This is a genomic window from Kitasatospora sp. NPDC058406 (assembly GCF_042722765.1).
Classification (GTDB): Bacteria; Actinomycetota; Actinomycetes; order Streptomycetales; family Streptomycetaceae; genus Kitasatospora.
On sequence record NZ_JBHXKE010000209.1, the window covers coordinates 1 to 17,331 of the forward strand.

Sequence of the window (17,331 nt, forward strand, 5' to 3'; positions counted from 1 at the left end):
GGGTCGTCGGTCGCGGCGGTTGCGGGTGAGTCATGCGTTTCATTCGGGGCATCTGGACGGGATGTTGGAGGAGTTCCGGGTGGTGGCGGAGGGGTTGGAGTTCCGTGCGCCGTTGATTCCGGTGGTGTCGAATGTGACGGGGCGGGTTGCTTCGGGTGGGGAGTTGGCGGATCCGGGGTATTGGGTGCGTCAGGTTCGTGAGGCGGTGCGTTTCGCGGATGTGGTGGGGTCGTTGTCGGCGGAGGGTGTGTCGACGTTCGTGGAGTTGGGTCCGGACGGGACTCTTGCGTCGTTGGTGGAGGGGGTTCTTGAGGGGCCGGTGACGGCTGCGGTGTTGCGGCGGGATCGTGGGGAGTCGCGGACGGCGGTGGCGGCGTTGGCGCGGATCCATGTGCAGGGTCACCGGGTCGACTGGACCGCGCTGCTGGGCACGGCCACGGGCCGGTCCTCCGGCATCGACCTGCCGACGTATCCGTTCCAGCGGCGTCGTTACTGGTTGGAGCCCGCGACCCGTACCGGCGACGCCGGCGGCCTCGGCCTGGCCCCGATAGGCCACCCGCTGCTCCGGGCGGCCGTCGGCCTGCCGGACGGCGAGGGCGCCGTGCTGACCGGCAGCCTGTCGCTGGCCACCCACCCGTGGCTCGCCGACCACGCGGTGCAGGGCACGGTGATCCTTCCCGGCACCGCACTGCTGGAGCTGGCGATCCGCGCGGGCGACGAGGTGGGGGCGAGTGCGCTCGACGAACTGGTCGTCGAGGCCCCGCTCCTCGTCCCGGACCGCGGCGCCGTCCACGTCCGGGTGAGCGTCGGTGACCCGGACGAGGCGGGCCTGCGGTCCGTCACCGTCCACTCGCGCCCCGCCCCGCCGGCCGGGCCGGGCGACCCGGTGGAGCGGTTGACGGATTCGGCCGAGTGGACCCGGCACGCCGCCGGCACCCTGCTGAGCGGCCCGGCCGCGCCGGCCGAGGGTCTGCACGCCTGGCCGCCGCCGGGTGCGACGGCGCTGGACACCGAGGGGATCTACCAGGACCTGGCCGCCGCCGGGCTGGACTACGGGCCCGGGTTCCAGGGCCTGCGCGCCGCCTGGCGGGACGGCGACACCTTCTACGCCGAGGTCGCGCTGCCCGACGCGCTCGCCGGTGAGGCCGAACGGTACGGCCTCCACCCCGCCCTGCTGGACGCCGCCGTCCACATCACCGTCCACCACCGGCTGGTCGACAGCCCGCCCGGAGTGAGCCGGCTGCCGTTCGCCTACACCGGTGTCCGGCTGCACGCGACGGGCGCGAGCGCCCTGCGCGTCCGGCTCCGCTACACCGAGCCGGAGGTGCTCGCGATCGAGCTCGCGGACGGGACCGGCGCGCCGGTGGCCTCGGTGGAGGCACTCCGGGCCCGCCTGGTCTCCGCCGAGCAGCTCGCCCCGACGGGCGGCGCCGACCGCGACGCGCTGTTCCGGCTGGACTGGCCGGAGGTGACGGCGGGTGCCTCCGACGAGTCCGCCTGGGAGGTGCTGCGCGCGGAGGGGGACCTGGCCGTGACGCTGGCGGCCGTTCAGGGGTGGTTCGCGGACGAGTCCCGTGAGGGTGTCCGTCTGGTGGTCCTGACGCGTCAGGCGGTGGCCGTGGACGAGGGCGAGACGCCCGACCTGGCGACGGCCCCGGTCTGGGGCCTGCTCCGCTCGGCGCAGAACGAGTTCCCGGGCCGGATCGTGCTCGTGGACACCGACGGCGCCGCGGCCTCCGAGGCGGCCCTGGCCGCCGCGGTCGCCACCGGCGAGCCCCAACTCGCCCTGCGGGACGGGCGCCTGCACGCGCCGCGGCTGGTGCGGGCGGCCGTTCCCGAGGTCGAGTCGGCCCGCCCGTGGGACGAGGACGGCACGGTTCTGATCACGGGTGGTACGGGGACGCTGGGGGCGATCCTGGCGCGGCACCTGGTGGCCGAGCGGGGGGTGCGGCATCTGGTGCTGCTCTCCCGGCGGGGTGAGCGGGCGCCGGGTGCGGCCGAGTTGCGGGAGGAGCTCGTCGCGGCGGGTGCCTCGGTGACGATCGCCGCCGCCGACGCGGCCGATCGTGAGGCGCTGGCCGCCGCGATCCGGGAGGTTCCGGCGGGGCATCCGCTGACTGCGGTGGTCCACACGGCGGGTGTCGTGGACGACGGGGTCCTGACCGCGCTGACGCCCGAGCGGCTGGCCGCGGTGTGGGCGCCGAAGGCGGACGGGGCCCGGCACCTGCACGAGCTGACCCGGGGCCACGACCTGGCCGCGTTCGTCCTGTACTCCTCCGTCGCCGCCGTCCTGGGTGGTCCGGGGCAGGGGAGCTACGCGGCGGCGAACACCTATCTGGACGCGCTCGCCGCGCACCGCCGGTCGATCGGCCTGCCGGGTCAGTCCCTGGCCTGGGGCCAGTGGGAGGAGGCCAGCGGCATCACCGGCCACCTGACCGACGCGGACCTCCGCCGCTCCGCCCGCGCCGGACTGCGCACGATCTCCGGCGAGCGCGGCGCCCGCCTGTTCGAGGCGGCCGCCCGTGTGGACGCCGGCTACCTGGTGGCCGCGCCGCTGGACCTGGCGGCCGTCCGGGCGCAGCAGCCCGTCCCGGCGGTGCTGCGGACCCTCGCTCCGGCGCCGCGCCGGGCCGCCAGGGCGGCGACCGGCGACGGCGGGGCACCGGCGCTGCTGTCCCGGTTGGCGGTGCTGGCCGAGGCCGAGCGGCCGGCCGCCGTGCTGGAGCTGGTCCGCGCCGAGGTGGCGGGCGTGCTCGGGAGCGACCCCGGCGGCGTTCCGGCCGCCCGGCCGTTCAACGAACTGGGTCTGGACTCCCTGAGCGCGGTCGAGTTGCGCAACCGGATCACCGCGGTCACCGGTCTGCGGCTCGCCCCGACCATCACCTTCGACCACCCGGACCCGACGCAACTGGCCGACCACCTGGCCGTGTTGATCACGGAGCTGCTGGCCTCCGGCGGGGCGGCGCCGGCCGGCACCGCCCCGGCAGGGGCGGCGGCCGGAACGGCGGCCGGGAGCGTGGCGGCCGTGCACGGGAGCGGTGGCGGTGCGCCGGTGGACGACCCGCGCCACCCGCTCTCCACGCTCTACCGCCGGCTGGCCGCCCAGGGCAGCTTCCCCGAGGCGTCCGCGCTGATCGGTGTCGCCTCCCACCTGCGGTCCAGGTTCGGTGCCGAGGAGCGCGCCCGGCACGTCCTCAAGCCGATCCGGCTGGCCTCCGGCAGCGGCGAACTCGCCGTCGTCGCGTTCCCCGCGCTGAGCGCGATCTCCGGGCCGCACGAGTACGCCCGGCTGGGCCACTCCTTCCAGGGCGAGCGGGACGTCTTCGTCGTGCCGTCCCCGGGCTGGGACCCGTCGGACCTCCTGCCCGACCACCTCGACACCTACCTCGACATGCACACCGAGACCGTGCTCGAACTGCTGGGCGACGAGCGGCCGTTCGTCATCGTCGGGCGCTCGATGGGCGGTTGCGTCGCGCAGGCCGTCGCCGAGCGGCTGGAGGCGCGCGGCCGGGCGGTCGCCGGGCTGGTCCTGGTCGACTCGTACCCGATGGACAGCGCCGCCCGCGAGGGCATGGGCGAGTGGTGGCTGCACGCGATGCTCGGCGGCATGATCGACCGGATCGAGCAGTACGACATGATCTGGAGCGACTCCAGCCTCACCTCAATGGGCGGGTACAACAACGTCTTCGCCGGCTGGGAGCCCAGCCCGGTCGCGGCGCCGATCCTCGCCCTGCGCGCCGACACGCCGCTGCGCGGCATGGTCGTCGACACGGCGGAGCGCGAGGACTGGCGGGCCTACTGGCCGGTGCCGCACGAGGTGCTGGACATCCCCGGCGACCACTTCACCGTGCTGGAGCAGCACACCCCGACCACGGCCGAGGCCGTCCGCGGGTGGATCGACCGCATCGAGCGCACCCGGCAGGGCTGACGACGGGCCTGCCGGCCCCGGGCGGGACCGTACGACCTGGCGGGACCGCCCACGAGGAACACGGCCGACCCCGCCGCCCGTGCCGGGTACGACAACCCGGGCGAGCGGCGCGGCAGCCGCAACGAGAGGAAGGAAACAGGCATGACGGATCCGGTAGTGCTGGTCACCGGAGCGGCGTCGGGCATCGGCGAGGCGACGGTCCGGCTGTTCGCGGAGCGCGGCCACCGCGTGGTCGCCGTGGACGTCGACAAGGCGGGACTGGAGGCGCTGGCCGAGCTGGACGGCGTGGCGACCCTGGTGGGCGACGTGTCGTCCGAGGAGACCAACGTCGCCGCGGTCGCCCTCGCGCAGGAGCGGTGGGGCCGGCTGGACGCCGCGGTGCTCAACGCCGGTACCGGCGGCGGCGGTCCGCTGGAGGCCCCGGGCGCGATCGAGCGGTTCGACCGCCTCTTCGCCGTCAACGTGCGCAGCGTGGTGCTGGGGATCCGCGCCGCGGTGCCGGCGCTCCGCGAGGCCGGGGGAGGGGCGATCGTCGCCACCTCCTCGGTCTCCGGGCTGCGCGGCGACCCGGGCACCTGGGCGTACAACGCGACCAAGGCGGCCGTGATCAACCTGGTCCGGGGCACGGCCATCGACTACGCCGCCGAGGGGATCCGGATCAACGCGATCGCGCCCGGCGGCACCGTCACCGGGCTGACCGCCGGACAGGTCGCCGACCCGGAGTTCTCGGCGTTCATCACCCGCCGGATCCCCGCCCAGCGCTGGGCCGAGGCGCGGGAACAGGCCGAGGTGGTCTGGTTCCTGACCTCCCCGGCGGCCTCCTACGTCACCGGGGTCACCGTCCCCGTCGACGGAGGCCTGAGCGCCAACGGCGGCATCCTGCTGCCGCCGCCGGCCCGCGGCCGCTGACCCCGGTACGGCGGCCCGCCGCCGTACCGCACCGACCGAAGTACCCCCGATTTATCCCAACTGACGAGGAGAGCAACACCGATGAGCATCGAGGCGAACAAGGCCCTGGTCGAGCGGTACTACCACGAGCTGGTCACCGGGCAGCGGGTCGAACTGCTGGAGGAGCTGGTCGCGGAGGACGCCGCCGACGAGACCAGGGTCGGCCCCGGTGGCAGCGGGACCCGGGAGGACTTCCGCGAGCACCTGCGCTGGCTCTGGGAGAACGTCCGCGACGTCAAGGCCACGGTCGAGGACCTGGTGGCCGAGGGCGACCGGGTGATCGCCTTCTGGCGGATCGAGGGCGTGCACGTCGGCCCGGTCTTCGGCGTCCCCGCCACCGGCCGTTCCTTCGTCGGGCACAGCATCAGCTGGCTGACCGTCCGTGACAACAAGGTGGTCCGCTACAACGTGCTGCCCGACCGCCTGGGCATCGTCCAGCAGCTGGCCCCGGCCACCGTCTGACCCTGCCTCACCGGGGCGCACCGCCGCCCCCTCCGGCCCCCGGGGCCCGGCCGGCGCCGCCGTCGGCCGGGCCCCGGGGCGCTCGGCCGAACCCGACCCCGGAACCGATCCGCCAGGAGGAATCCCCATGACCGCCGCCGACCTGAGCCCGGCCGACGCCGAACAGCTGCGCCAGCTGCTCGCCCGCTTCTCCCACGCCTTCGACAACGCGGACGCGGAGGCGCTGGCCGGGGTGTTCGCCGAGGACGGTGTGATCGAACTCGCCCGCACCGGAGCCGTGTTCAGCGGCCTGGAGAAGATCCGGGTGTTCGCCCGTGACCTGGGACAGGACCACCCGGACCACCAGACCCTCGACTCCGTCCTCACCGTGGACGAGGACGGTACCGTCCGGGGCCGCAGCCGCTACCTGGCGATCCTGCCCGACGGCTCGGTCCACAACGGCGACTACTTCGACGTCTACACCCGCACGGCGGACGGCTGGCGGATCGCCCACCGCCGCTCCGTGCCGCGCTACCCGCGCCGCCACCACCACGCCTGACCGGCGGGCCGCCGGGTGCGGCCCAGCGGCCTGTCCGACGGCCCGGGCGTCCTGCGCCCGGGCCGCTTCGTGCCGCGGCCCGTCCGGGGCCCCGGGCACCCCGAGGCCGGCCGCCGAACGGGCCGCCGAGCCGGTCGCGGTGCAGGTCAGGGCAGTGGCCGGGGTGCCGGGACGGGCTTCGGTCCGGGTGTCGCTCAGGGCCCGTCCTAAGGGTGGGTTAGGGGTCCGGTAGGGGTCCGCGGGGGTGCGCCCGCCGATAGCTTCTCGGCATTCCCCAGCTCGTCCCCTCCCACCAAGACGGAGTCATCAGCATGCCCATCACCGGGCCCCGGCCCTTCCCGCTGCTCGCCGCCCTCACCGCAGGGATGCTGCTCCTGGCCGGCTGCAGCTCAGGCTCCGGAGCCGGCTCCGGCGGACCGGGGGCGGCCCAGGACGGTTCGGCCGACAAGCCGGTCCAGGGCGGGGCACTCACCTACGCCACCGACGTCGAGCCGATCTCCTTCGACATCCACGTCAGCCAGCAGGACATCACCGGCGCGATCCAGCGCAACGTCTTCGACTCCCTCGTCCACCAGGACGCGAGCGGCGAGTTCCAGCCCTGGCTGGCGGCCTCGTGGGAGATCACGCCGGACCTCAAGACCTACACCTTCCACCTGCGCGACGGCGTCAAGTTCACCGACGGCACGCCCTTCGACGCGGAGGCGGTCAAGGCCAACTTCGACCGGATCGTGGCCAAGGAGACCAAGTCCCAGTACGCGGCGAGCCTGCTCGGCCCGTACACCGGGACCGAGGTGGTCGACACCCGCACCGTCAAGGTCTCCTTCAGCGAGCCGTTCGCGCCGTTCCTCCAGGCGGCCAGCACCGCCTACCTCGGCTTCTACTCGCCGAAGACGATCAAGGAGAACGGTCCCAAGCTGGGCGCCGGCGGCGCGGCCGACGTCGGCACCGGCCCGTTCGTGTTCAGCAGCTACACCAAGGGCCAGAGCGCCGTCTTCACCCGCAACCCCGACTACAACTGGGCGCCGTCGAGCGCCAACCACCAGGGGCCCGCGTACCTGGAGAAGCTCACCATCCGCTTCCTCACCGAGGACTCGGTCCGGGTCGGCGCGCTGAACAGCGGCCAGGTCCAGGTGGCCGAGCCGATCCCGCCGACCGACGTCAAGACCGTCCAGGGCGACCCGAAGCTGCGCACCGTCACCACCGACGCGCCCGGCGCCAACTACGCGCTCGTCCTCAACACCACCAAGGCCCCGCTGGACGATCCGCAGGTCCGCAAGGCCGTGCAGCGCGGCATCGACCTCGACACCGACATCCAGTCCGTCTACTTCGGCGTCTTCAAGCGCGCCTGGAGCCCGGTCTCGCCCACCACCCCGTACTACAACAAGGCGCTGGAGAAGTCCTGGCCGTACGACCAGGCGGCCTCCAACAAGGCCCTGGACGAGGCCGGCTGGACCGCCCGCGACAGCGAGGGCTACCGCACCAAGGACGGCAAGCGACTCACCCTGTCGTGGCCGCTGCCGCCCGCCGAGTTCGTCCGCGAGCAGCGTGAGACGCTCGGCCAGGCCATCCAGGCCGACCTCAAGAAGATCGGCGTCGAGATCACCCGGCCCCGCCTGGACATCGGCACCTACATCGGGAACGTCTACGGCGGCAAGGAGCACATCGCCGACTACAGCTGGGCCCGGTTCGACCCGGACGTCCTGCGGCTGTACTTCCACAGCGCCAGCAAGCCGTCCACCGGCGGCCAGAACGCGACCTTCTACCAGGACGCCCAGCTCGACGAGTGGACCACGACGGGCAAGGGGACGTTCGACAAGACCGTCCGCCAGGACGTCTACGGCAAGACCCAGCAGCGCGCCGTCGACCTCGGCCTGATCGTCCCGCTGTACGTGCGCACCGCCGTGGTCGGCACCTCGGCCAAGGTGCGCGGCCTCAAGGCCGACCCCAACACCTGGCTCGCCTTCCACGGCGCCTGGCTCGCCCAGTGAGCACCGGCACGGGCCGGTCGGACACCCGAAGCCGAAACCGAAGCCGAAGCCGGGCCCGGAGCCGACACACGGACTCCCGGACCCACCGCCCGAACTCCTGGAACTGAGGGATGACCACCACCCGACCGACGGCCGCCGCCACCCCGGCGGCCGTCCGCCAGCCCGCCGCCGTCCGCGTCCTGCGCGCCGTGCTGCGCCGCCTGCTCGGGGCGTTCGCCGTCCTGCTCGGCGCCGCCACCGTGGCCTTCGCCGCACTCCAGCTGATCCCCGGTGACCCGGTCACCGTCATGCTCGGGCCGGGCACCGCCGCCACCCCCGAGGTCAAGGCCGCGATCCGGGAGCAGTACGGACTCGACCGGTCCGTGCCGGTCCAGTACGTCACCTACCTCGGCCACCTGCTGACCGGCGACCTCGGCGAGTCCTTCCAGCTCCAGCGGCCGGTCGCCGAGCTGATCGGCGATCAGCTCGGTCCGACCGTCCGGCTCGGCCTGGCCGCCCTGGCGCTGGCCGTCCTGCTGGCGGTCGGTGCGGCCGTGGTCACGGCCGGCCGGCGGCCCGCCCTGCGGGCGCTCAGCTCGCTCGCCGAACTGCTCGCCGTCTCCAGCCCGTCCTACTGGATCGGCATCCTGCTGCTCACCGCCTTCTCGTTCCAGCTACGGATCTTCCCGGTCGCCGGCGACGACGGGTTCGCCGCCCTGGTGCTGCCCGCCGTCACGCTCGCGCTGCCGGTGGCCGGGATGCTCGCCCAGGTGCTGCGCGAGGGACTGGAGGCCGCCCTCGGGAGGCCGTTCGCGCTCACCGCCCGCTCACGGGGGCTCGGGTCGGCGGCCGTGGTGCTCCGGCACGCGCTGCGCCACGCCGCCGTCCCGGTGGTCACCCTGACCGGTTGGCTCACCGGGTCGCTGCTGGGCGGCGCGGTGCTCGTCGAGTCGGTCTTCGGCCGGCCGGGGATCGGGGCGCTCACCCTCCAGGCGACCACCAACAAGGACCTGCCACTGGTGATCGGGCTGGTCCTGCTCTCGGCGCTGGTCTTCGTGGTCATCTCGACCCTCGTCGACCTGCTCTACCTCGTCATCGACCCACGGTTGAGGAACGGCTGAACTCCCATGGCCCACAACACCGTTGCCACCGCCGATCCGGCCGAGCAGGGCGACCCGGCCGGACCGGGAGGTCCGGAAGGTCCCGGAGGTCCGGACGGCCGGCCCGGCCCGGGGAAGCCGGGCGGCCGGACCGCCCGCACCTCCCCGTCGGCCGGCTCCGCCGCGTCGCTCGTCCGCCGGACCGGGTTCGCCCTCGCCGTCGCCGTGCTCGCCCTGCTGGTCCTCGCCGCCCTCGCCCCCGGGCTGCTCACCTCCGTCTCGCCGGTGGAGACCCATCCGGTCGAGGCGCTCACCCCTCCGGGCGCCGAGCACTGGTTCGGCACGGACCAGCTCGGCCGCGACCTGTTCGCCCGGGTCCTGCACGGCGCCCGGCCGTCCCTGCTCCTGGGCCTCGGCGCCTCCGTCTTCGCCGTCATCGGGGGCACCGCGCTGGGCCTCGCCGCCGCGCTCGGCGGACGCTGGGCCGACCAGGTGCTGATGCGGCTGGCGGACGTCCTGCTCGCCCTCCCGCCGATCCTGCTCGCGCTGCTGGCCGTCACCGTCCTGGGCACCGGCTCGCTCAACGTGATGCTCGCCATCGCGATCGCCTTCGTCCCCGGGTACGCACGGATCGTCCGGGCCGAGACGCTGGTCGTCCGCCGCTCGGGGTACGTCGAGGCGGCGGTCGGACTCGGCCTGCCGCGCCCGCTGCTGATCGTCCGGCACGTCCTGCCGAACGCCGTCGGGCCGATGCTGGTCCTCGCCACCGTGGGCTTCGGCACGGCGCTCATCGCGGCGTCCGGGCTCAGCTTCCTCGGCCTCGGCCCGCAGCCGCCCAGCCCCGAGTGGGGCGCGATGCTCTCCCAGGGGCGGCGCTTCCTGGCCACCGCCTGGTGGATCGGCGTCTTCCCGGGAGCGGCGATCACCGCGGCCGCCCTCGTCGTCAACGTCCTCGGCCGTCGCGCCCAGGCCCGCTTCACCCGGAGGACCGAGGCATGACGTCCGCGCAGGCCCCGAAGCAGACCGCGGCACCGGCCACCGCCCCGGCCACCGCCCCGGCCCCGGCCCCGGCCACCGCGAAGGTCGCCGCACCCACCGCGAAGCAGGCCACCGACCGGGCCCGGGCCGACGCGCCGGCCCCGTCGGCCGCCGGGCCGGCGCCCCTGCTGACCGTCGACGGGCTCGACGTGCGGTTCGGCGCGGTGCACGCCGTCCGGGACGTCTCGTTCACCCTCGACCGGGGGGAGTGCCTGGCCGTGGTCGGCGAGTCCGGCTCCGGCAAGAGCGTCACCGCCCGCACCCTGGTCGGCCTCACCGACGCCGCCGCCGGTCCCGGTACCCGTGCGCCCGCCGGTGTCACCGCCCGCCGGCTCGTCTTCGACGACCGCGACCTCACGGCCCTCACCGAGGCAGAGTGGCGCGGCGTGCGCGGACGCCGGATCGGCCTCGTGCTCCAGGACGCCCTGGTCTCGCTCGACCCGCTGCGCACCGTCGGCGCCGAGGTCGCCGAGCCGCTGCGGGTCCACCGCCTGGCCGGCCGCGACGAGATCCCCGACCGGGTCCGCGGGCTCCTCGAACGCGCCGGTGTCCCCGAGCCCGGACGGCGCGCGGCCCAGTACGCCCACCAGCTCTCCGGCGGCCTGCGCCAGCGCGCCCTGATCGCCTCCGCCCTCGCCGCCGAACCCGACCTGCTGATCGCCGACGAACCCACCACCGCCCTCGACGTCACCGTCCAGGCCCAGGTACTCGACCTGCTCGACGGCCTCCGCCGCCAGGGCACCGCCCTGCTGCTGATCAGCCACGACCTGTCGGTGGTGGCCCGGCTCGCCGACCGGGTCGCCGTCATGTTCGGCGGCCGGATCGTCGAGACCGGCCCCACCGAGCGCCTGCTCCGCGACCCCCGCCACCCCTACACCCGCGCCCTGCTCGACGCCGTCCCCGGCGCCCGCACCCGCGGCACCCGGCTCGCCCCCGAACCCCTCCGGCAGGCCGCCCCCGAACCCGGCGGCTGCCCGTACGCGGCCCGCTGCGCCGCCGCCGACCCGACCTGCCGGAGCACCCTCCCGCCGGTGGACTCGCTCGGCGCGCGCTGCTGGCACCCCGGGACGGCGGCGCTCACCGTCCGCGAACCGGTCCTCCTCGGTCTCACCGCGCGGTCCGCCGGCACGCCGGCCGGTCCCGACGCGTCCGGCCCGGCCACGCCCGGTCCCGCCACGTCCACCTCCGACGCGTCCGCCCTCGCCGAGTCCGCCCCCGCCACCTCGGCGTCCGACGCGCCCGCCTCCGGCGCCCCGCTCCTCGACGTCGACCGGATCACCAAGTCCTTCGCCGGCCGCCAGGTCGTCCGCGAGGTCTCCTTCCGGCTCCACGCCGGAGAGACGCTAGGTCTGGTCGGCGAGTCCGGGTCGGGCAAGACCACCGCGGCCCGGATCGTCCTCGGCCTGGAACGCCCCGACACCGGAACCGTCCACCTCGCCGGCCGCCCGTGGAGCGAGCTGCCCGAACGCCGCCGCCGTGCGGACCGCCTCCGCATCCAGGCCGTCCAGCAGGACCCGCTGGGCTCCTTCGACCCGCGGTTCACCGTGCAACGCCTCGTCGCGGAGGCCGTCGCCCGCACGGGCGTGCCGCGCGGGGCCGAACGACGGCGCCGGGTGACCGAACTGCTCGACCAGGTGGGGCTCTCCGCCACCCTCCTCGACCGCCGCCCGACCGCGCTCTCCGGCGGCCAGCGCCAGCGCGTCGCCATCGCCCGCGCACTGGCCCCGGCCCCGACGCTGCTGGTCTGCGACGAACCGGTCTCCGCCCTCGACCTCTCCGTCCAGGCGCAGATCCTCGACCTGCTCGCCGACCTGCGCCGCGACCTCGGCCTCGCACTGCTCTTCATCTCCCACGACCTCGGCGTCGTCCAGCACCTCGCCGACCGGGTCGCCGTGATGAAGGACGGCCGGCTCGTCGAGACCGCGACCGTCGACCAGCTCTTCGACCGCCCCGCCGACCCCTACACCCGTCAACTCCTGGACGCCACCAACCTCGTGGAGGCACGTCGATGACCGGATCGCTCCTCGCCACCAGCGACCTGCACGTCGGCTACGCCGAGAACCGGGCGGTCGTCGACCGCCTGTACCCCGGCTCCGCCGACGACTGGCTGATCGTCGCGGGCGACATCGCCGAGCGCTTCGAGGACATCGCCCGGGTGCTCCGCCTGCTGAGCGAGCGCTTCGCCAAGGTGGTCTGGGCGCCCGGCAACCACGAGCTCTGGACCCCGACCGACGACCCGGTCCAGCTGCGCGGCGACGCCCGCTACCGCGCCGTCGTCGAACTCTGCCGCAGCCTCGGCGTCTCGACCCCCGAGGACCCGTACCCCGTCTGGACCGGCCCCGGCGGCCCGGTGGCCGTCGCCCCGCTCTTCGTCCTGTACGACTACACGTTCCGCCCGCGCGGCACCACGACCAAGGCCGACGCGCTCGCCGCCGCCTACGCCGCCGGCGTCGTCTGCACCGACGAGTTCCTCCTCCACCCCGACCCGTACCCCGACCGCGACAGCTGGTGCCGCGCCCGCCTCGCCGTCACCGAGGCCCGCCTCACCGCCCTCGACCCCGCCGTGCCCACCGTCCTGGTCAACCACTTCCCGCTCCGGCGGGACCCGACCTACGTGCTCCGCCACCCCGAGTTCGCCCTCTGGTGCGGCACCGAGCGCACCGCCGACTGGCACCGCCGCTTCAACGCGGCGGCCGTCGTCTACGGTCACCTCCACATCCCCCGCACCACCCGCACCGACGGCGTGCCGTTCCACGAGGTCTCCCTCGGCTACCCGCGCGAGTGGGCCCCGCGGGGCGCCCCCAGTCCGCTGCGCCGCATCCTCCCCGCCACCCCCGCGCCGCCCGTCGCGGTCCGCCCCGCCCCCCGCTTCGCCGTCCGCCTGTAGGGGCCGGGCGGTGCCGGCGAGGGTTGACGGGGGTTGACGGCCGGGAAGTGTGAGTGGTTGAGTACTCACATGCAGAACGAACGACCCCGCCAGTTGTCCACCGCCGAGGAGCGTCGCGAGACGGTGCTGCGCACCGCCATCGGGGCCTTCGCCGCGCGGGGGTACTTCGGCACCACCACCACGGAGGTGGCGAAGGCCGCGGGCATCTCGCAGGCCTACGTCTACCGGCTCTTCCCGAGCAAGGAAGCCCTGTTCGTGGCGGTGGTGGACCACTGCTTCGTCCGCGTGCGGGGCAGTCTGGAGCGGGGTGCGGCCGAGGCGAAGGGGAGCTCGTCCGACCTGGTGCTCGCCGCCATGGGTGACGCCTACGCCAAGCTGATCAGCGACCACGACCTGATGCTGGTCCAGCTGCACGCCCAGGCGGCGGCGGTCTCCGAGCCCGCCGTCCGGGAGGCGGTCCGGCGCGGGTACGCCCGGCTGGTGGAGTACGTCCGCGGCGCGTCCGGCGGGGACGACCGGCAGGTCCAGGAGTTCTTCGCCACGGGGATGCTCTGCCACCTGCTGGTCTCGCTGGGCGTCGAGGCCGTCGACGCGCCGTGGACGCGGACCCTCGCGGCCGGCATCACCCACTACTGACCCACCGCCCCCGGGGCGACCCGGTGGCCGCTCGATCCCCCTGGTGAGGCACCGGCGGGGCCGGAGGTCCGCGCGCAGCGGCCCGGACGGCACCGCCGTTTCCTCGGCCGCGAATGTGAGTGGTCTATCACTCATGGAATGGAAGGAGGGTGTCATGAGTCCGCAGGGAAGCCGACCCGCTCCGGTCCGCGAGGGCCGCGGCCCGGGCACCGCGCTGGCGGCGCTGGCCGGGGCGCAGTTCGTCGTCATCCTCAGCACCTCGATCGTCAACGTCGCCCTCCCGAGCATCCGGGACGGCATCGGCCTCACCGACGACGGCGCGTCCTGGGTCGTCAACTCCTACGGGCTCGCCTTCGGGGCACTCCTGCTGGCCGGCGGTCGCCTCGCGGACCTCCTGGGCCGACGGCGCGTCCTGCTCGGGGGACTGGCCCTGTTCGCCGCCTCCTCGGCAGCGGCCGGGCTGGCGCCGAGCGGGGCGGCGCTGATCACGGCCCGGACGGTGCAGGGCCTGGCCGCCGCTGCCGTCGCCCCCGCCGCACTGGCCCTGGTGACGGACGTGTTCCCGCCCGGTCCGGGGCGCGGCCGGGCCTTCGGGGTCTGGGGTGCGGTCTCCGGCGCGGGCGGCGCCGCAGGGGTCCTGCTCGGCGGCGCACTCACCCAGGGGCTCGGCTGGCCGTGGACCTTCCACGCGACGGCGATCGGCGCCGCGCTCGTCCTCGCCGCAACGGTCGCCCTGCTGCCGGCCGTCCCCGCGAAGGCCGTCCCCGCGAAGGCCGTCCCCGCGCCGGGCGCTCCCGCGCCGGGTACGGAGCCGCCGGGGCGGGGGAGGGGCGGGTTCGACGTCCTCGGCGCCGGGACGGCCGCGCTCGGCCTGACCGCCCTGGTCTGGGCGCTGACCGCCGCCCGCCGTGCCGGCTGGACCGACCCCCTGGTGCTCGCCGCCCTCGCCGCGGCCGTCCTCCTGCTCGGGCTCTTCCTCCTGGCCGAGCGCCGCCACCCGAGCCCGCTGCTGCCGCCGCGCCTGTTCCGCACCGGGCAGGTCGCCGCCGCGAACCTGCTGATGGTCCTGCTCGGCTCGGTCTGGATCGCGCTGTTCTACCTCCTGCCGCTGTACCAGCAACAGGTCCTCGGGGACGGTCCGCTGGCCGCCGGGCTCGGCCAGCTCCCGCTCGCCGCCGCCAACATGCTCGGCGCTGCGCTGGTCCCCCGGGCGGCCCGCCGGTTCGGCGCCGCCCCGGTGCTGGCCGCCGCGCTGCTGACCGAGGCGGCCGGACTGCTCTGGCTCTCCCGGATCGACGCCGACGGCGGTTACCTCACGGACGTGTTCGGCCCGAGCATCGCCGTCGGCCTCGGCCTGGGAGCCGCCTTCGCCCAGTTGACCGGCATCGCCGTCGCCGGCGTCCCGCCGACCGACTCCGGGCTCGCCGGCGGCCTGGTGAACACCACCCGGCAGGTCGGCGGCGCGGTCGGCCTGGCCGTCCTCGGCACCCTCGCCGCCGCCGTCACCGCCGGGCAGGAGGGCCGGCTGCCCCGTCCGGAGGCCCTCACCGCCGGCTACCGGGTCGCGTTCCTGGGCGGCGCGCTCGTCCTCGCGGTCGCGGCGGGCCTCGCGCTCGTCCTGCTCCGCCGGCCGGCCCGGACCCCGGCCCCGCCCGCCCCGGTCCCGCCCGCCCCGGCCGCCGCCGCGCCGCTGCCCGACCCCCGCTGACCACCCCGCAGCACGCGGCGCAGCCCGTCCCACCGCGTTCACCGTCGTTTCCACCGCACCGCAGTCCCGCCGAGGAGAGGAACTCCCGTGTCCACGCACACCATCGACACCACCGCCCCCGTCATCGTCCGCCTCGCCGTCACGGTCGACGCCCCGCCGGCCACCGTCTGGGCCGTCCACACCGACATCGACGCCTGGCCGCAGTGGAACCCGGACGTCGAGACGGCCCGGCAGGACGGCCCGCCGGTCGCCCCCGGCACCTCGTTCACGTGGCGGACCCACGGCCTGGAGATCCTCTCCACCGTCCGGGAAATCGTCCCCGGCGCCCGGATCGTCTGGGACGGCCCGGCCAACGGCATCGAGGGCATCCACGTCTGGACGTTCGAGGAGACCGGGGACGGCCGGGTGACGGTCCGGACCGAGGAGTCCTGGAGCGGCGCGCCCGTCGACGCCATGCCCGAGGCGATGGAGCAGGCGCTGCGGGAGTCCCTGGAGCGCTGGCTCGGTCACCTCAAGGCCGAGGCCGAACGCCGCACCCGCTGAGGCGACCCGCCCCGCACCCCGCCCGCCCTGCTCCCTCGCCCGCCCCGCACCCCGCCCGACCTGCTCACCCGCTCACCAGCCCGCGAAAGGTTCCTGCCGTGACCGCCACCGCCAAGCCCTACCTGACCGGCCACTACGCCCCCGTCGCCGACGAGATCACCGCGACCGGGCTGACCGTCGAGGGGCACCTGCCGCCCGAGCTGAGCGGCCGGCTGATCCGCAACAGCCACAACCCGAAGCCCGGCGTCACCCCCACCCACTGGTTCAAGGGCAGCGGCATGGTCCACGGCATCCGGCTGCACGAGGGCCGGGCCGAGTGGTACCGCAACCGCTGGGTCCGCACCCCCGCCCTGGACGGCGCGCCCTACCTGACCGAGCACGGGCCCGACCTCACCGTCTCCACCGCCGGCACCCACGTCATCGAGCACGGCGGCCGGCTGCTCGCCCTCTGCGAGTCGGCCCTCCCCTTCGAGCTGACCGCCGATCTGGAGACCGTCGGCGCCTACGACTGGAACGGCCGGCTGACCTCCGCCATGACCGCCCACCCCAGGGAGGATCCGGTCACCGGCGAACTGCACTTCTTCGCCTCCTCCCCGTTCCCGCCGTACCTGATCCACCACGTCTCCTCGCCCGACGGCACCGTGCTGGCCAGCCAGGAGGTGCCGGGCGCGAGCGCCGCCCTGAAGCACGACTTCGTGATCACCGAGCACTACGTGGTCTTCCTGGAGGGCTCGGTCACCTTCGACCCGACCGACCACTCGGGCATCCCGTACGGCTGGGACGACGCCCGGGCGGCGCGGGTCGGGGTCATGCCGCGCGGCGAGGGCCGGGCGTCGGAGATCCGCTGGTTCCCGATCGAGGCCGGCTACGCGATGCACTTCGCCAACGCCTACGAGGACGCCGCCGGGCGCGTCGTGATCGAGGGCCCGGCCGTGGGCCGCGAGGGCTGGCAGCGCTCCTGGAACTGGTGGATCGGTGCACCCGACCGCGGCGCCGAGCCCAACTCCGGCTCCCGCAGCCGCCGCTGGACCGTCGACCTGGCGGCCGGCCGGGTCCGCGAGGAGCAGACCGACGACCTGACCGTCGAGTTCCCGACCATCAACGAGGCGTACCTCGGCCGCGAGCACCGCTACCAGTACGCGCTGTCGTTCCCCGACGACCGCGGCGTCGGCAACCACACCCTGGTCAAGTACGACCGCCGCACCGGAGGGCGGCAGCTCCTGCCGGTCGGCACCGGGCAACTGCCCAGCGAGGCCCTGTTCGTCCCGGCCGCCGGGCGGGCGGACGCGGACGAGGACGCCGGCTACCTGCTCACCGTGGTCAGCGACCTCAACGCCGACGCCTCCCGGCTCCTCGTCCTGGACGCCTCCGACCTCGCGCTCCCGCCGGTCGCCACCGTCCACCTGCCGCGCCGGGTGCCGGCGATGATCCACGGCTCCTGGATCCCGGACGCCGACCTCGGCTGACCACCGGCCCGCCCGGGCCGCCCCGGACGGCGCCCGCCCCGACCGCGTCCCCCCTGCGGTGGGGGCGGGCGCGCCCGGTAGTCCGCCGTACCCCCGCACCCCCACCGCCC

At 75.2% G+C, this 17,331-nt stretch carries 13 protein-coding genes; all 13 read left to right on the top strand.

Annotation, left to right across the window (positions count from 1 at the left end; all coding sequences use genetic code 11):
- Positions 1 to 376: 376 nt before the first annotated feature.
- A complete protein-coding gene (locus ACFWOG_RS31170) occupies positions 377 to 3,928 on the top strand; it encodes a type I polyketide synthase (RefSeq protein WP_380362341.1) in 3,552 nt (1,183 codons plus the stop codon).
- A 141-nt stretch (positions 3,929 to 4,069) separates the two neighbouring features.
- The gene (locus ACFWOG_RS31175; protein WP_329951282.1) at positions 4,070 to 4,837 is read left to right on the top strand and encodes an SDR family oxidoreductase; all 768 of its coding nucleotides are present in this window, start codon (positions 4,070 to 4,072) and stop codon (positions 4,835 to 4,837) included.
- 81 nt (positions 4,838 to 4,918) lie between these two features.
- Positions 4,919 to 5,338, top strand: a complete 420-nt coding sequence (locus tag ACFWOG_RS31180; RefSeq protein WP_329876870.1) for an ester cyclase — start codon at positions 4,919 to 4,921, stop codon at positions 5,336 to 5,338.
- Between the two features lie 127 nt (positions 5,339 to 5,465).
- A complete protein-coding gene (locus ACFWOG_RS31185) occupies positions 5,466 to 5,876 on the top strand; it encodes a nuclear transport factor 2 family protein (RefSeq protein WP_380362344.1) in 411 nt (136 codons plus the stop codon).
- Between the two features lie 311 nt (positions 5,877 to 6,187).
- Positions 6,188 to 7,864 (top strand): ABC transporter substrate-binding protein, encoded by a 1,677-nt coding sequence (locus tag ACFWOG_RS31190; protein WP_329951284.1) that lies wholly within the window; start codon positions 6,188 to 6,190, stop codon positions 7,862 to 7,864.
- 110 nt (positions 7,865 to 7,974) lie between these two features.
- The gene (locus ACFWOG_RS31195) at positions 7,975 to 8,964 is read left to right on the top strand and encodes an ABC transporter permease (protein WP_329951285.1); all 990 of its coding nucleotides are present in this window, start codon (positions 7,975 to 7,977) and stop codon (positions 8,962 to 8,964) included.
- 6 nt (positions 8,965 to 8,970) lie between these two features.
- Positions 8,971 to 9,942, top strand: coding sequence for an ABC transporter permease (locus ACFWOG_RS31200; RefSeq protein ID WP_329951286.1), 972 nt, complete (start codon positions 8,971 to 8,973; stop codon positions 9,940 to 9,942).
- Positions 9,939 to 11,993, top strand: coding sequence for a dipeptide ABC transporter ATP-binding protein (locus ACFWOG_RS31205; protein WP_380362347.1), 2,055 nt, complete (start codon positions 9,939 to 9,941; stop codon positions 11,991 to 11,993). Before ACFWOG_RS31200 ends, ACFWOG_RS31205 begins: the two co-directional genes overlap by 4 nt.
- Entirely contained in the window at positions 11,990 to 12,868 is an 879-nt protein-coding gene (locus tag ACFWOG_RS31210) for a metallophosphoesterase family protein (protein ID WP_380362349.1), read from the top strand. The genes ACFWOG_RS31205 and ACFWOG_RS31210 overlap by 4 nt, the downstream gene beginning before the upstream one ends.
- Positions 12,869 to 12,937: 69 nt before the next feature.
- Positions 12,938 to 13,504 carry a TetR/AcrR family transcriptional regulator gene (locus ACFWOG_RS31215; RefSeq protein WP_329876885.1) on the top strand — a complete coding sequence of 189 codons (567 nt, stop codon included), beginning with the start codon at positions 12,938 to 12,940 and terminating at the stop codon, positions 13,502 to 13,504.
- A 154-nt stretch (positions 13,505 to 13,658) separates the two neighbouring features.
- Positions 13,659 to 15,212: an MFS transporter gene (locus ACFWOG_RS31220; RefSeq protein WP_380362351.1), complete on the top strand. Its 1,554-nt coding sequence runs from the start codon at positions 13,659 to 13,661 to the stop codon at positions 15,210 to 15,212.
- Positions 15,213 to 15,299: 87 nt separating this feature from the next.
- Positions 15,300 to 15,755: an SRPBCC family protein gene (locus ACFWOG_RS31225; RefSeq protein ID WP_380362353.1), complete on the top strand. Its 456-nt coding sequence runs from the start codon at positions 15,300 to 15,302 to the stop codon at positions 15,753 to 15,755.
- Between the two features lie 98 nt (positions 15,756 to 15,853).
- Positions 15,854 to 17,221: a carotenoid oxygenase family protein gene (locus ACFWOG_RS31230; protein ID WP_380362355.1), complete on the top strand. Its 1,368-nt coding sequence runs from the start codon at positions 15,854 to 15,856 to the stop codon at positions 17,219 to 17,221.
- The last annotated feature ends 110 nt before the right edge of the window (positions 17,222 to 17,331 follow it).

What these genes read in the sequence shown, in the direction of transcription:
- ACFWOG_RS31175 (WP_329951282.1), top strand. Translation starts at nt 4,070, where the DNA reads ATGACGGATCCGGTAGTGCTGGTCACCGGAGCGGCGTCGGGCATCGGC.
- ACFWOG_RS31180 (WP_329876870.1), top strand. Translation starts at nt 4,919, where the DNA reads ATGAGCATCGAGGCGAACAAGGCCCTGGTCGAGCGGTACTACCACGAG.
- ACFWOG_RS31185 (WP_380362344.1), top strand. Translation starts at nt 5,466, where the DNA reads ATGACCGCCGCCGACCTGAGCCCGGCCGACGCCGAACAGCTGCGCCAG.
- ACFWOG_RS31190 (WP_329951284.1), top strand. Translation starts at nt 6,188, where the DNA reads ATGCCCATCACCGGGCCCCGGCCCTTCCCGCTGCTCGCCGCCCTCACC.
- ACFWOG_RS31195 (WP_329951285.1), top strand. Translation starts at nt 7,975, where the DNA reads ATGACCACCACCCGACCGACGGCCGCCGCCACCCCGGCGGCCGTCCGC.
- ACFWOG_RS31200 (WP_329951286.1), top strand. Translation starts at nt 8,971, where the DNA reads ATGGCCCACAACACCGTTGCCACCGCCGATCCGGCCGAGCAGGGCGAC.
- ACFWOG_RS31205 (WP_380362347.1), top strand. Translation starts at nt 9,939, where the DNA reads ATGACGTCCGCGCAGGCCCCGAAGCAGACCGCGGCACCGGCCACCGCC.
- ACFWOG_RS31210 (WP_380362349.1), top strand. Translation starts at nt 11,990, where the DNA reads ATGACCGGATCGCTCCTCGCCACCAGCGACCTGCACGTCGGCTACGCC.
- ACFWOG_RS31215 (WP_329876885.1), top strand. Translation starts at nt 12,938, where the DNA reads ATGCAGAACGAACGACCCCGCCAGTTGTCCACCGCCGAGGAGCGTCGC.
- ACFWOG_RS31220 (WP_380362351.1), top strand. Translation starts at nt 13,659, where the DNA reads ATGAGTCCGCAGGGAAGCCGACCCGCTCCGGTCCGCGAGGGCCGCGGC.